The sequence below is a fragment of the Shewanella sp. 10N.286.52.C2 genome (genome assembly GCF_002874545.1).
Lineage (GTDB): Bacteria > Pseudomonadota > Gammaproteobacteria > Enterobacterales > Shewanellaceae > Shewanella.
In genome coordinates this window covers 203,783-219,832 of the sequence record NZ_MCTV01000039.1, presented here as the reverse complement: position 1 = coordinate 219,832, position 16,050 = coordinate 203,783, and the positions used below count along the sequence as shown (strand labels likewise).

Annotated in this window: 11 protein-coding genes and 1 pseudogene; 10 read left to right on the top strand and 2 right to left on the bottom strand. The window is 37.2% G+C overall.

Annotated elements, in window-relative coordinates:
- The first annotated feature begins 575 nt into the window (after nucleotides 1-575).
- The 4 genes and pseudogenes from BCU94_RS14785 to BCU94_RS14770 all read left to right on the top strand — a co-directional run.
- Entirely contained in the window at nucleotides 576-1,592 is a 1,017-nt protein-coding gene (locus BCU94_RS14785; protein ID WP_102439291.1) for a cytochrome-c peroxidase, read from the top strand.
- On the top strand, nucleotides 1,582-3,894 hold the full coding sequence (locus BCU94_RS14780; protein WP_102476810.1) for a response regulator: 2,313 nt from the start codon (nucleotides 1,582-1,584) through the stop codon (nucleotides 3,892-3,894). Before BCU94_RS14785 ends, BCU94_RS14780 begins: the two co-directional genes overlap by 11 nt.
- 77 nt (nucleotides 3,895-3,971) lie before the next feature.
- Complete coding sequence (locus BCU94_RS14775) at nucleotides 3,972-5,183, top strand: IS256 family transposase (RefSeq protein WP_102476809.1); 1,212 nt, start codon at nucleotides 3,972-3,974, stop codon at nucleotides 5,181-5,183.
- Nucleotides 5,184-5,364: 181 nt separating this feature from the next.
- Nucleotides 5,365-5,649: pseudogene (locus BCU94_RS14770) on the top strand (NADH oxidase); the annotation flags it as partial.
- Nucleotides 5,650-5,771: 122 nt separating this feature from the next.
- On the opposite strand, the gene BCU94_RS14765 reads toward BCU94_RS14770, so the two are convergent.
- Entirely contained in the window at nucleotides 5,772-6,224 is a 453-nt protein-coding gene (locus BCU94_RS14765) for a PACE efflux transporter (protein ID WP_102476808.1), read from the bottom strand.
- A 129-nt stretch (nucleotides 6,225-6,353) separates the two neighbouring features.
- On the opposite strand from BCU94_RS14765, the gene BCU94_RS14760 reads away from it, so the two are divergent.
- Nucleotides 6,354-7,256 (top strand): LysR family transcriptional regulator, encoded by a 903-nt coding sequence (locus BCU94_RS14760; protein WP_102476807.1) that lies wholly within the window; start codon nucleotides 6,354-6,356, stop codon nucleotides 7,254-7,256.
- Between the two features lie 62 nt (nucleotides 7,257-7,318).
- On the opposite strand, the gene BCU94_RS14755 is transcribed toward BCU94_RS14760, so the two are convergent.
- Complete coding sequence (locus BCU94_RS14755) at nucleotides 7,319-9,115, bottom strand: acyl-CoA dehydrogenase C-terminal domain-containing protein (RefSeq protein ID WP_102476806.1); 1,797 nt, start codon at nucleotides 9,113-9,115, stop codon at nucleotides 7,319-7,321.
- Nucleotides 9,116-9,670: 555 nt separating this feature from the next.
- Here BCU94_RS14755 and BCU94_RS14750 point away from each other — a divergent pair.
- The 5 genes from BCU94_RS14750 (at nucleotide 9,671) to BCU94_RS14730 (ending at nucleotide 16,014) form a co-directional block, all read left to right on the top strand.
- Entirely contained in the window at nucleotides 9,671-12,118 is a 2,448-nt protein-coding gene (locus tag BCU94_RS14750; protein ID WP_102476805.1) for a TonB-dependent receptor, read from the top strand.
- A 107-nt stretch (nucleotides 12,119-12,225) separates the two neighbouring features.
- Nucleotides 12,226-12,888 (top strand): nitroreductase, encoded by a 663-nt coding sequence (locus BCU94_RS14745; RefSeq protein ID WP_102439297.1) that lies wholly within the window; start codon nucleotides 12,226-12,228, stop codon nucleotides 12,886-12,888.
- Nucleotides 12,889-12,924: 36 nt separating this feature from the next.
- A complete protein-coding gene (locus BCU94_RS14740) occupies nucleotides 12,925-13,890 on the top strand; it encodes an alpha/beta hydrolase (protein WP_102476804.1) in 966 nt (321 codons plus the stop codon).
- Between the two features lie 21 nt (nucleotides 13,891-13,911).
- Nucleotides 13,912-15,042 (top strand): DUF2855 family protein, encoded by a 1,131-nt coding sequence (locus BCU94_RS14735; protein WP_102476803.1) that lies wholly within the window; start codon nucleotides 13,912-13,914, stop codon nucleotides 15,040-15,042.
- A gap of 60 nt (nucleotides 15,043-15,102) precedes the next feature.
- Nucleotides 15,103-16,014, top strand: coding sequence for a bile acid:sodium symporter family protein (locus BCU94_RS14730; protein ID WP_102476802.1), 912 nt, complete (start codon nucleotides 15,103-15,105; stop codon nucleotides 16,012-16,014).
- Nucleotides 16,015-16,050 lie beyond the last annotated feature (36 nt).

Here is a 16,050-nt window from a genome sequence, read left to right as displayed (position 1 = left end):
CTCTCAGGAGTCATTTCCCTGGTACATAAAAATTATATAGCGCGACAAAGATACTCGTTAGTTTATTTTTAAAGTTATTGCAGCATTCGTTTAACCATCTGTAATTCTATTGGGATTTTGATTACCTTAAATAACAGTATCAAAGCTCATCTCTAATCATATATTGTACAAAGTAATTAATTGGTTTTATTTCTATTTGTTATAGGTTTTTTATTATTTAGATAAACAATCGTACAGTTGGGTCAAAGCAAACTGAAATTGACAATATTAGAAGCTAGCTTTTCGTGGAATGAATCAAACAATAACTGTTAAGTCCCCTAACCCCTTTTGTACAAAATAGAGTGAGCGACTTAACTAAAAAAAGCAAAAGATAAAGGCTGATAACCTCATATCTATGGCTAAATGTATAGTGCCACTTCGGACTCATAGGTAATACAATTTATGAGAATTGGAGTAATTAATTTACCTTTTTTGATATGTATACAAACAATATTTCAAATATTGAACTATTATATAATAACGTTAGTGATAGCTTTTTGTTCTAGCTAAATACTTAAGGGATTAAGACACTCGTTATGTACAAAAAATATTATATATTGATAATTTCTGGCATTCTGATTTGCTCAGTAGTTCCTGCAACTGTGTACATGGCAACGATAGGAAAAAAAGCAGAAAAGTCACATACAAAAACTCACTACTATTTTGAGAAAGTTGATAGCCCTATTCAGCCAATTCCACGCAGACTAGAAATTGATAAACAGTGGTTAATCCTCGGTAAAGCGCTATTTCATAGTCCTTTGTTATCTAAAAATAATACAATCTCTTGCTCATCATGCCACTTATTGGACTTTGGAGGTGACGACAGTTTTCCTGTATCAATTGGAGTAAATAATGGGCAAGGTGTACGTAACTCCCCCACCGTACTTAATTCCGTATTTAATTTTAGACAATTTTGGGATGGTAGAGCCGCCTCACTTAGAGAGCAAATCGAAGGTCCAATTCATAACCCGGTTGAAATGGGTTCTACTTGGCCTGAGATAATTAAAAAGCTTAAACAAGATAGTTATTTTAGCGAAACATTTCAAGACTTAAGCTATGAGGGCATAACATCTGAAAATATTATCAAAGCAATTACTACTTTTGAAGAATCTTTAATTACACCGAATGCACCAATTGATAGGTATTTATTAGGGGATAAAACTGCCTTAACAGATCAACAAAAGAGAGGTTTAAATTACTTTATCAATTATGGCTGTAGTACTTGCCATCAAGGAAGAAATATAGGCGGTAATATTTTTCAGAAATTAGGAAGAATAAATACAATACCCAAAAAATTAACATTAGATTTAGGTAAATTTGAAGTCACGGGTCTTGATAAAGATAAGTATGTCTTTAAAGTACCTAGCCTCCGGAATATTACTGAAACTGGGCCATACTTTCATAATGGTGCAGTTGAAAGCTTAACAGAAGCAGTTCGTATTATGGCTAGCTCTCAGTTGGGCAGGCAGTTAACTGATTCAGAGCTTGACGATATAGTGGCACTATTACATGCATTTACCTCTCAAGTAATAGAGGTAAATTATGATGATTAATTTAAAATATATTCCTGAGTTTACATGCTTGTTTTTATTTACAATGTTTTCTACTTTATGGGTTATTTCTATTCAAGAAAACAAAGAAAAAGAAATAAAAGTAAAACCTTTACAACAACTTGAACTGTTAATACCTCAGCATAAAGTACAGCTACTAAATGCAAATTTTAGTGACCAGCAGCACTATGATAAACTAGCTCAAATACAATTTGAAATTGAATCTATACTATTAAAGGTGAGGCTTAATAATAAATTTGATGGCTTACTAAACGAGTATAAAGAAAACTCATTACATTACATACAGTTAGCCAGTATGATGAAGACTTCTCTAAGATTAATAGCTCAAAAACCTAACGTAGATGATAAAAATATTATACAAATTATAAATGCTATACGTTTACAAATATTTTCGTTATTGACTTTACCAAATAAAAAAGATGAATCCTCACTTAGAAAATTATTAGATATTACAGAGGATGGCCAAGTTGAAAATTATCAATATTTAAAGTTAGTTAAGTTGCATAGTGTATTCATATTAGAAAACCACGAATTAACCGCTCATTATCGGCAAAGGCTTATTGATATGAGGGTAGTTGACTCGATTATAGAAGAGTTAGACCTACTAAATAAAGATATTGAAAATATACAATTCAATCAGATTGTTACCTTTTTTTGTTCTTTATTTCCTTTACTGTTCCTCTTTATAATAATTATTAAACGTCATCAATACGCTTTAGAAGAAACATCTGAATTACATCGCAAAGCTGTAGAAGTCAAAACACAATTTTTAGCTAATATGTCACATGAAATTAGAACGCCAATGACTGGCGTTATCGGTTTAGTTGAATTGACATTACAAACTGAGTTAAATCAAGAACAACGAAATTACCTTGAGAAAGTTAAGTTCTCAGCAGATTCATTGTTAGTAATAATTAATGACATTTTAGACTTTTCTAAAATTGAATCTGGTAAGTTAACAATTGAAAATATACCTTGGGAGCATAATAAATTAATCGATAATCTTATCATGATGCTTGGCATGGTAGCGGAAGACAAAGGTATCGAGTTGATTTTTGATATATCGCCGGATATACCATTAGAAATAATGGGTGACCCAGTCAGAGTGAATCAGATTTTATTAAACTTGCTATCAAATGCAATAAAATTTACTGAGGAAGGTCATGTTATTTTCAAGGCTTCATTGGGGAATGATAATGAGCAGTCACAAACAATTATTTATGAAATAAAAGATACTGGAATAGGTTTATCAGATGAACAACAGTCAAAACTATTCGAACGATTCTCACAAGCAGATCAATCGACTACGAGAAAATATGGCGGTTCAGGATTAGGTCTTGCAATTAGTAAATTACTTGTCGATTTAATGGATGGTGAAATAAATGTCTTGAGTAAACTAGCACATGGCTCAACATTTCGCGTAACCTTACCGTTAGGATTAGTCGATGAAAATAAAGGAAATTTAAACCTAATACAGCGGAATAGTAAACATTTATTATTGCTTGAAAATAATAAAGTTACACAAAATGTGATACAAAAAATGGCAGAAGCTATTGGCTCAACTGTTAAAGTTTCAAGTAGCGTAAAAGAAGCAATTAATCTTTGCCAGCAAAATAGATTCGATATAGCTTTGGTTGATTGGAGTTTAGATGGCGAAACTGGATTAGATTTTATTAATGAAATAAAGACTAAAAATTGTTGTCCGGAAACATTAGTTATATGCAGTGCCTATAGTCAAGCATACATCGAAAAACATGCACCAGTAGAGAGCACAATTTTATATTTAGCTAAACCGTTAACCTTTTTGTCATTAAGTAAAACAATTAATCTTAATAGTAACATTGATACCCCTCTATCGTTTTTAAAGGAAAATTCAGAAGCTTACAAAAGTGAAAGTAATCAGCTTGTTAAAGGTAAAAATAGTATTTTACTAGTTGAAGATAATAAAATAAATCAGTTGATAGCCAAAAAACTATTAACAAAATTGGGCTTTCATGTTGATTTAGCAGAAAACGGTCGCACGGCAATCGAATTGATAATGAAGAAAAATTATCGTGTTGTATTAATGGACATTCAAATGCCAATAATGGATGGTAAAGAAGCTACTATAGAACTACGTAAAAGCTATAGTGCAGATGATTTAAATATTATTGCCTTAACAGCAAATATCACAGAAGGTGACATTGAATATTATAAGAAAATAGGCATGAATGGTCATTTAGGGAAACCTTATGAAATTGAAAAAATACGAGAGGTATTATCCGATTTTTATTGTTTGATGTAATGAAGAGACTGTAACTAATTTTGTGTAACTGCTTATCAACACGTACTCTATAGAGAGTCAAGGATAGGCAGATACTCATGAACAAAAAAGATATTGAAGCTTTTGCTAAAGAAGCTGCTAAAAGCATTAAAACACCAGAAGACTTAAATCAATTCAGTCAGATGCTCAAAAAGATAACGGTCGAAGCCGCTCTTAATGCCGAAATGGATGACCACCTGGGCTATGAGAAACACCATGAATCGACTTCTGCTAATAGCCGTAACGGTAAAACCAGCAAGCGCATTCAAACTGAAGATGGTCAATTTGAGCTTGATACGCCGCGAGACCGTGAAGGCAGTTTCGAACCTCAGTTAGTTAAAAAACACCAGTCCAGATTTACCTCTATGGACGATAAAATATTGTGGCTCTACGCTCAAGGCATGAGTACTCGTGATATCGTTCAAGCCTTTGATGAATGGTACGGCGCAGAGATATCACCCACGTTAGTTTCTCGCGTTACCAACGCCGTTCTAGAGCAAGTTATTGAATGGCAAAGTCGACCTTTAGATGCCATTTACCCAATCGTTTACTTTGATTGTATCGTCGTAAAAATCCGTCAGGATAAGCGCGTTATTAACAAATCTATTTTCTTAGCGTTAGGCATTAACCTTGAAGGTCACAAAGAGCTAATGGGGCTTTGGATAGCTGAAAATGAAGGGGCTAAATTTTGGTTAGGTGTCCTCACTGAACTACAGCAACGAGGCGTTGAGGATATTCTCATCGCTTGTGTTGATGGCTTAAAAGGCTTCCCTGATGCTATCAATACCGTTTATCCAGATACTCATGTACAGCTCTGTATCGTACATATGGTCAGAAATTCATTAAAGTACGTATCGTGGAAAGACTACAAGGCAGTCACTGCGGACCTTAAAAGCATCTACCAATCAACAACGGAGGAGGAAGCTTTACTTGAATTAGACCGTTTCAGCGATACCTGGGATGAGCAATACCCCCAAATCAGCAAGTCATGGCATAATCATTGGCACAACTTAAATACGTTTTTCAATTATCCTCAGGATATTCGTAAGGCCATTTACACAACCAATGCTATAGAGTCGTTAAATAGCGTGATTAGACGAGCTTTAAAAAAACGTAAGGTATTTCCTAATGATGACTCGGCCAAGAAAATGATTTACCTTGCGATAAAAGAAGCCAGTAAAAAATGGACCATGCCCATCCGAAACTGGCGTACTGCGATGAGCCGATTTATTATTGAGTTCGAAGACAGAATTGTGAAGCATATTAACTAAATTGCAGTTACACAGAATCTGTTACACCCTCGTAATGAACGACTGATATTGGTTACATGCTTAGGCAGATTTTATCATTAAGTATTCGTCCTATGTAACTTCATTGGAGATTCTTAACCACTATACAGATTCAATTGGAACGTTTGCTGAAACAGCTATAAATTTCAATAAACTTAAAAATATTTACATTTACGGCGCATTAAACCGTGGACCTATTACGCTTAACCGTAACTTCGGTTTTGCTTGGGGTGTTAATGGATTTTTATTATTTAATGCACTGGGTAAACTCGGCACAGAAACTGTCGTCGCTATGCGTAAACGTGTCGCTGATGAAATTACTACAACATTTGCAAGTCACTACACACATGAAGTGACATTAGCTGAGGTTTTGAATTTAAAATCGATAGCTGGTTATGCAAAGCAAGCGACTGGTGAAAAGTACTTAATTACACCTCAAAGACAGTAATATTTAAGTAGATTATTTTGTAGATAAGTAAAAGCAGATACTGATTAGGGTATCTGCTTTTTTAACGTCTTATGGCAGTTAAACAGTAACTTAAGCATAATTATTTAACTAAATTTCATACTTTATGAAGATATAGAATGAGCTAACGATGCCTTTTTAGCTGCTTTATTTTTTAAGTAAAATGCTCTCAAATGATCGTAACTTAAGTTGAAAACAAATGCATAAATGGTAATAAAAATGGTAACCCCTAAATCAAGAATAAAAGCATCCCATAAGCTGATCTTGAGGATATAAGCCATCACTGGAATCGTGAAGAATAATAACCCAGCTTCAAACAAACCAACATGAATAATACGTGTTGAAAAGGTTCTTTTTTCTTTTTCACCCTTAACTATTCGGTCAAATGCCATATTAAAAATATAGTTCCAAACCATGGCAATTGAAGCGATTGTTATCATAGTTCCTGATAATGAACTAACCTCATGATCTGTAAATAAAGCCAATCCTGCCATTGACATTGATACTGCTAAAACTTCAAACAAAACCGAGTGAAAAACCCTTTCTAATGTACCCATAACTATCGCTCCAACAAGCATTACTGAATAAAACAAGTCGCTATTATGACTTTTAAAACCGCTAAACAAAGTTAACAGCCATCAGCTTTCGTGATACCTTGTGGTAATTAATTTATTCGTGGTCAGATTATGTATAGTTTTGAGCAATTAAAAGTCTTTGTAACTGTGTGTGAAACGGGTTCCTTTTCCGCGGCCGCGCGAAAATTAAAAAGAGCACAATCTGGCGTAAGTCAGGCTATTGCTAACCTGGAAATATCGGTTAACCAAGAGTTGTTTAACCGTGAAAAAAACATCCCTGTATTAACGGCAAACGGTGCAGCTTTACTACCTGTAGCCCAATCAATATTGCATCAACAGCAGTATTTTGATCAAAAAGTGGAGTCCTTGACGAACAAGGATGAACACGAGTTAGTGATAGCGATAGATGAAAGTCTTGTTGACAGTAAACTGTTATCCGTTTTAGCCTCATTGGCCGACAAATTCCCTATTACAAATGTCGAAATTATCACTGCCTCTTCATTTGATATAGAAGAATGGATTCGAATAGGGAAAGTGCAAGTAGGTATCATATATACTGATGGTGAACTAAAAGTTGATATGGATTTTTTCCTGTTGGGTCAAGCGAGGTTTTTTACCATTTCATCAAAAGATCACCACTTGGCTAATCTTGATATTGTTCAAGGAGCCGATTTAAAGCGCTATCGTCAATGTGTGCATCGTAGTTTTAAACAAAATGAACTGTGGTTTAGTTATGGTATTAGCTCAATGCTTTGGTATGCCAATACACACCAAACATTAATTGAACTAGTGCAGCAAGGCGTTGGTTGGGCAAATGTGCCAGCATTATTAGTTAAACAAATTCAATCAGATGATATTGTTTGTTTACCAGTAGCACATGAATACAAAGGCTGGATAACGCCTGTTGGTTGCTTAGTCTCTCGGCAACATCAATCAGGGCCAGTACTAAGCAGTTTAATTGCTTTATTGAAGCAACTTAGTTTTGAGGATGCTCATTGGGAAATGGCTGATTAGCCTTGTAAAACACATAACCCGCAAAACCTACATTGCGGGTTATATGAATAAGGTCTCAAAGTTTAGAAAACAAAATCTTTGCTATCTAATGCCATCATCGAATCTACACCGTTCTGAATACAGGCGGCATGACCTTTAGCTCTTGGCAACATACGTTGGATAAAGAACTGTGCGGTTTTTATTTTCGCTTGGTAAAATGCTTTTTCAGATGTATCAGTCTTTAACTTTTCTTGAGCCACTTTTGCCATTCTTGCCCAGAAAAAGGCTAATGTAACGTAGCCAGCAAACATCAAGTAATCTACTGAAGCCCCGCCTATTTCATCAGGGTTCTTTGTTGCTTTAGCACCAATAGTAACAGTAAGTTCATGCCACTCTTTAGCGTATGCCATGATGGGTTGGATAAACTCAGCCATAGCTTGATCGTCCATATTTTGTTGGCAAAATAGCGTCACATCTTTTGAAAATGGTTTTAATATTTCACCTTGGGTACCTATTATTTTTCGCGCTAATAAATCCAGTGCTTGAATACCGGTTGTACCTTCATATAAACAGCTAATTTTAGTGTCTCGCATGAGTTGCTCCATGCCCCACTCTTTTATAAATCCATGACCACCAAATATTTGTACTCCATGACTGGTCGCTTCAAAACCAAGTTCAGACAAAAATGCTTTTGCAATTGGGGTTAATAAAGCCAATTTAGTTTCAGTTTCAGCTTTTACTGCTTCATTTTTTTCTGCATGGACAATATCAACTAGTTGGGCTAAATAAGATAATAAAGCGCGACCACCTTCAGCAATTGATTTTTGAGTTAATAGCATTCTTCGTACATCTGGATGCACAATAATAGGATCAGCTGGTCCTTGTGGATTTTTCACTCCGCTAATTGATCGCATTTGTAGACGGTCTTTGGCATAGGCTAAAGCACCTTGAAATGAAGCTTCTGCAGCAGCAACCCCTTCGCTTGCAACACCTATTCTGGCTGCATTCATAAAGGTAAACATGCACTTAAGTCCACGGTTTGGTTCGCCAATTAAGTGGCCAGTAGCAGCATCGAAATTAATCACGCAGGTGGCATTACCATTGATACCCATTTTATGTTCGATAGAACCGCAGCTCACGCCATTACGATCTGAAATACTGCCATCTTCGTTTACATTAAACTTAGGCACGATAAATAACGAAATGCCCTTATTACCTTCTGGTGCGCCAGGTATACGCGCAATAACAATATGAACAATATTATCTGATAAATCATGTTCACCTGCAGAGATAAAGATTTTTGTCCCTGACAACGAATAGGTGCCATCTTCGTTAAGCTCAGCTTTGGTGCGCAACATGCCTAAATCAGTGCCACAATGTGGTTCAGTTAAGCACATGGTGCCAGTCCATGTTCCTTCAACAAGTTTTGGCATAAACTGCTGCTTTTGGGTTTCACTGCCGTGGGCTTCAATCGTCGCCAAAGCGCCATGACTTAAGCCTGGATACATGGCAAAACTATGATTCGCACTAGAAAACATCTCGGCAATGTTCATATTTAATGAGTGCGGTAAGCCTTGCCCACCAAATTCAGGTGATTGCGATAACGTTGGCCATCCACCTTCTACATACTGTTTATAGGCATCTTTAAAGCCATCAGGAGTTGTGACGTTTCCGTCAGTCCAAGTACAACCTTGTTGGTCGCCAATTTGGTTTAATGGTGCCACGACTTGTTCAGTTAATTTAGCCGCCTCAGCAATGATGGCATCAATCATATCTATACTTGCATCTTCATAACCAAGACCTTGGTAATGGCTTTCACAGCTAAGTAACTCTTGCATCACAAATTTAAAATCGCGTATGGGCGCTTTGTAGTCAGGCATTGTCATTCTCCAAATAATTATTTTATTTAAGGTGGTAACTGACTATTTGGATGATAATTCACACAAATAACATTTCCGAATATTCGATGCTAAGTTAACTAAAGCTATTATCCAAATGCATAATACTTATGACGATCTATTAGTAAAAATAATATGGTATTGATTTATGCTATTTAGTTAATCGGGTCAGTGGGTATTTGTTCCTCGATGTAATTTCCATACCATATACATATACATATACATATACATATACATAGACTGAGCCCTGCCTGTATTCCTTACATGAATAGTTATCTATTAAAACAATTGATTGGATAAATACAGAAACTCCACATAGCATGATTTGGCGTTTAAACGTTCATAAAAGTGGTAGTTAGTTATATTCAGAAGCTTAGGTTAGCTTCTAATTTATTCCCTTGCAGTTATTGAATAACGCAAATAAAAACTAGATGTTTACTGGTTATTAATAGAGCACTCAAGTGTCACAAATAACTTAAGTAAATCAGTTTGTTGACAAGGTTACTTAATAACTATTGGTCATTCTTGGGGATAAATATGAATGTAAAAACAGTACAAATCTTTAAGCACTCTTTAACCGCGTTAGCCGTTTGTGGGGTACTTAATTCATCGGCTATTGCTGAAGAAGTAAACACCAACTCAGAAGAAAAAGATGATATCGAAGTCATCTATGTCACAGCCTCTAAACGCCTAAAAAGCCTGCAAGAGTCACCAGTGGCGGTAACCGTAGTGGACGGCGCTGCAATTAAACAGTCAAATACGCTTGATATTAACGATCTACAAACATTGGTGCCCACTTTACGGGTTACGCCATTACAGCGCTCTACCAATACTAACTTCTCAATTCGTGGATTTGGTAATGGCACCAATAATACCGGGATTGAGCCATCGGTTGGTGTGTTCATTGATGGTGTCTACCGCTCCCGCGCAGCGGCGCAAATAGGTGACTTACCGCGAGTTCAACAAATAGAAGTGCTCAGTGGCCCCCAAAGTACCTTATTTGGTAAAAATGCATCTGCTGGTGTGATCAGCGTAACTACCATGGAACCTTCATATGATTTAGAAGGCATGGTTGAATTAGGCTATGGCAATTACAATCAACAAATAGTTAAAGGCTATATAACTAATGGGCTCTCTGATACGTTTGCCGTGAGTTTATCGGGCGGTTATAACGCTCGCGATGGTTATGCTGAAAGTATTGTTGGTCTGTCAGATGTTAATGACCGCGACCGTTGGAACATTCGAGGGCAAGCTTTATATGAACCCACTGAAGATGTTAAATTTCGCTTAATAGCCGACTATAGCGAAATTCAAGAGGCCTGCTGCGCTGTTGAAGATTCAATTAATGGTCCTACTACTGCTGCCGTTCGCGCATTAGGTGGCATTGTTATCGACGAAAATGATTCATTTTCTTATCAATCTGCACTTAATTCAAATCCTGACAATAATGTCGAAGATGGCGGTGCCTCACTACAAATTGACGTTGATTTTGATGGTTTTGCATTAACGTCAATCAGTGCTTATCGCAGTAATGATTCAGGATTTAAGAATGATGTTGATTACACGTCTTTAGATATTCTCACTGAAGGTGGTCACACAGAAATAGAAACCGTCACTCAAGAGTTGCGCTTAACTTCAACAGGCGAGCGAGACTTTGAATGGATGGTCGGTGCCTATCTGTTCCATGAAGAAGTGATTACTGGCGATACTTTATATTACGGTAATGATATTCGAAACTACTTTGATGTATTAACCGCTGCAGGCGGTGCCCCAGGGTTATTAGCAGGTGTTGAAGGAGTATATGGTCTTGAACCAGGAACATTTTTTTCAAACACCTCAGCCGTTAACTCAGAGTTTGAACAAAAAAATGATGCCTATTCTCTGTTCGCAAGCTTTGATTACCATATCACTGAACAGCTAACGGCTATTTTTGGTGTCAGTTATATTAATGACCAAAAAGACATCACCATAGAACAAACTAATACTGATGTATTTTCTGCAATTGATTTAGATAATGATCTTACCTTGTTTGGTGTGCCCATTGGTTCGATCCCCCAACTAGCTCCTGCAGTTCCAGTATTGAAAGGCTTACAATTTTTACCGCCAATGATGGAATTACCTAACGTGGTAGAAAACCATAAAACAGATGACAGCAAAACCACCTGGTCATTTCGCCTAGCCTACGAAATCAACAATAACGTCAATATATTTGCCACAGCTGCAACAGGCTTTAAAGCGACGTCATGGAATTTGTCCCGTTATAGTAGCCCTTTTGCATCAGATCAAGAGGCATTAGAAACTGCCGGTATTTCACAACCTAACCAAGCTTATGGCGGACGTTATGCCTCTCCTGAAGAAGCTACCGTTTACGAGCTTGGTATTAAAACACGTTTTGAAAATGGCGCTTTTAATGCCACATTTTTTGATCAAACTATTGAAGGATTTCAATCATCTATCTTTATCGGTACTGGATTTGTGCTAGCTAATGCAGGTAAGCAAAGTACTCAAGGGATTGAATTTGACTCCAAATATAATTTAAACAGTGATTGGTCAATCACCTTTGCTGGGACTTACCTTGACCCTGTTTATGATTCCTTTGTTGGCGCATCAGGTCTAGACGGGCCTGTGGATTTATCCGGTGAAAAACCAGCTGGTATCTCTGATTTAAGCCTGACAGCAGGACTTGCTTATAATTATGAAATCGGTGAGGACATATATGGCTACGCTAGAGTTGATTACTTATATGAAAGTGACACTAAATTAGCTGAAAACGTGCCTGATTCATTAACTCGCGAAGTTAATACCGTTAATGCCAGCACCGGATTAGCCTTTGGCAATGGTATCAATCTACAGCTTTGGGTACGTAATTTAACCAACGACGAATACTTATTGTCAGCATTCCCGCCTCCGATTCAAGCAGGTAGTTTTAATGGCTACCCAAATCAACCTCGTACTTTCGGTGCTAACATTTCCTATGAGTTTTAGTTAAGAGAAAGCCAATAGTGACAATGACTTACATTGTCGCTGTTGGCTTTAACCTTTAACGCAATTAATAACACTCTACATTTTTATACTAAGTAAAGAGTAAGCAAATGCCTATTGAAACGATTTTAAAACAACGCTATTCAGCACGTGCGTTTTTGAATAAGCCTGTACCACAAGAAACCTTAAAACACATTTTTGAAACGGTGCAATTATCCCCTTCCAATTGTAATGTTCAACCTTGGCAAGCCTGTGTGGTGTCGGGAAAAACAAAACACAAATTACAACATCAATTCATGGAATTATTAATGAGCGGCGCCAAGCCAAACCCAGACTTTAACTGGACGGCACAATACAGTGGCGTACACCGTGAGCGTCAGTTTGGATCAGCAAATGCGCTTTACACCGAATTAGGCATAGCCAGAGAAGATAAGAAAGCGCGTCAAATGGCAATGCTGCGTAACTGGCAATTCTTTGATGCTCCCCATGCGGTATTTTTTACCATGGATAAATATTTAGACATTATGGGTGCAGTAGATTTAGGTATTTACGCGCAAACACTTTCATTAGTTCTTGCTCAGCATGGCATATCAAATTGTATGCAAGGTGCCTTAGGTCAATTTCCTGATCCTGTGCGAGAAGCATTAAACCTACCTGAGGAACGCGGCATCTTATTTGGCATGTCTTTTGGCTTTGCTGATGACACTAATCCTGTAAATAAAACCAGAACAGACAGAGAGTTAATCGATAATGCAGTCAGTTTTTTCGAATAAATGCCTTTTTATATATGACATTAAAAGAGAATCAACATGCAGTTGGAGCATAAGTTTGCGTTAATAGATCAGACCAACATTCACTATGTTGAATCGAATCTTGTATCAGGCACAGAAGCAAAGCCAACGATCATTTTCCTTCATGGTTTTCCTGAATATTGGGGCGTTTGGCGTAAGCAATTAAGTTATTTCGCTGAAAGTTATCGGGTTATAGCGCCTGATTTACCTGGGTACAACTTAAGTGATAAACCTACTGAAGTTGATTTTTACTCTGTCCCCAATTTAATCGCTTTCTTTTCAAAGTTTATTAAACACATTAGCCCAAATAGCGCAGTGATTTTAGTTGCCCATGATTGGGGCGGCGCCATCGCTTGGCCCCTTGCAGCCTTTCATCCACAACTAATATGTAAACTGATTATTTTGAATGCCGCGCATCCAAGTACCTTCACCCGAGAAATGGTTAACAACCCACTACAACGCCAAAAGAGTACCTATATTCATGACTTAATTAGTCAAAATGCAGAGCATTTATTACAGCAAAATAACTATCAATACCTAGCTGAGAACATCATGGTAAGTGCTTATAAAAGTACATTTAGTAATAAAACCAAAGCTGAGTACCGTCAGGTTTGGAGTCAACAAGGCGGCATTAATGGCATGCTGCAATATTACCGTGCAATGCCGCAATTAGCGGCAAAAGAAAACACTAATCATTCAGCGCTAAAACAACAAAATAACTGCTCGTCAAAAAGTGAAGACTCGGGTCAATTGAGTCCAATTAAAGACATCGCGACAATAAAAATACCCAATATACGTATTAACCTTCCAACGCTTATTTTATGGGGTGAACGAGACCAAGCCTTTGTTAATGAGAATCTTACCGATATTAACCAATACGTTCCGGATTGCACCATAGTGCGTTTCAAAAATTGCAGTCACTGGTTACAACACGAAAGACCTGCAGAGATAAACCACCTCATGAATCATTTTATTAATACATAATCACAAAAATAAAGGCTTGTTATGACCCAATCACAAACGTTAACCCACAGTGCATTTGTTTTTGAAGTTTCAAAATCAAATTTAATCCAAACCCGAGTAGTCCCACTGAGTATTGAGCAGCCTTTAGCTGAAAATGAATTACTGCTGAAAGTAGATAAATTTGCTCTTACAGCAAACAACATTAGTTACGGCGTCACCGGAGATGCTTTAGGTTATTGGCGATTTTTCCCAACGGCAAATAGCACTGAGCAAGCCCAATGGGGGCGACTCCCAGTAATGGGCTATGCAGATGTTATTGCTTCAAATTGCCAACATATTAAAGTGGGAGAAAGGCTTTGGGGATTTATGCCAATGGCGACTCATTTAAAAGTCATTGCCGGTAATATTACAACCACGGGTTTTTCTGATATGACTCTATGTCGAGAAGGTCTTTCACCTGTTTACAGTCGCTTTGATCGCATCAGTGCGAGCCCTTTTTATCAAGTTAATAATGAAGATTTTGATATTTTACTTCGAGGTTTATTTACCACGTCATGGTTAGTTGATGACTTTATGTTTGATAATAATTACTTTGACGCAGCTCAATACCTCATCACCAGTGCATCAAGTAAAACCAGCATTGCCCTGGCCTTCTCAATTAAAGACAGAGGCGAACGCCCTGCTATTGGTATCACCTCTGAATCTAATCGTAAATTTGTTGAGTCATTAGCTTGTTATGATCAAGTTGTCAGCTACCAACAAATAGCGTCACTCGACAGCGGTGTCACATCAATTTTAGTTGATATGGCTGGCGGTCAATCAACACTTTCAGCAATACATTACCACTTTGCAGACTCACTGCGTTATTCGTGTCGAATAGGGGCAACTCATCACCAAGATATTGATATCTCGGATGGTTTTAACGTTGCTAGCTTGCCGGGCGCAAAACCAGAGTTCTTTTTTGCACCAAACCAGCTTAAAAAACGTGCTGCAGAATATGGTGCCACCGAAATGATGAACCAGATGAATTTAGCATTACTGCGTTACATTGAGTTTTGCCGTGTGAACATAACCATCAACACAACTGAAAACGTAAATGAATTAGATGCTATTTACCAACAAGTATTAGCAGGTAAAGCCGATGCATCTGTGGGCCAAATTGTTTCTTGGTAATTAATAATATCAATTCATTTAAATTGGCCAGCAGCAAGGTCTGTTAAACCTGAGGTTCGTATGGAAAGTATTGAATTAGTCAAATTTGTAAACACAAAAGTGATTCCAATTTGTATATTTTTAATCATGATGGGAATGGGGCTTTCTCTTATTCCTAAAGATTTTAAGCGAGTGGTAAAGTACCCTAAAGCTGTATCTATCGGTTTGGTTAATCAACTCATACTTTTGCCGCTTATAGGGTTTGTATTGGCAAGTGTCATGCCTTTAGAACCAGAATATGCCGTAGGCGTCATGCTGTTAGTACTATGTCCAGGTGGTACGACTTCGAATATGTTTACCCATTTAGCCAAAGGAGATGTCGCGCTGTCAGTTTCGATGACAGCAATAGCCAGCATCATAACGGTATTTACCATTCCAGTGATACTTAACTTATCGCTTGAGCACTTTATGGGTAAAGGTACTGAGTTCTCATTACCGATTATTACCACCATGATAAGTTTAATGAAGCTGACAATATTGCCTATTGGCATCGGGATGTTAATAAAGCGATTTGCCCCCAAATTAGCTGACAGTACACAAGTTCATGTGTCTAAATTTGGTATTTTATTTTTAACCTTATTAATTATCTTTTTGACATACATTCAAAAAGACATTGTGGTTTCAGCCCTTATCGCTGCAGGGCCAGTTTCAATATTGCTCAATATTTCAACCATGGCGCTGGGCTACTATTCAAGTAAGTGGCTTGGTTTAAACCTTGCTCAGCGCACTTCAATTACCATCGAAGTAGGTTTACAAAATAGTACTTTATCCATGTTCATGGCGCTGACCTTATTGGCCAATTATAAAATGTCATTTACACCTGCTATTTATACGTTAACCATGCTATTTACTGCAGGTGTAGTCGTCAGAATATTTAATTCAAAGTTTAATCGCGCCGATAAACCGAAAGTGCAGTTAGATATCGCGAAATGAAGCCTTTTAAAAAATTAACAACACGGAAGATACTCA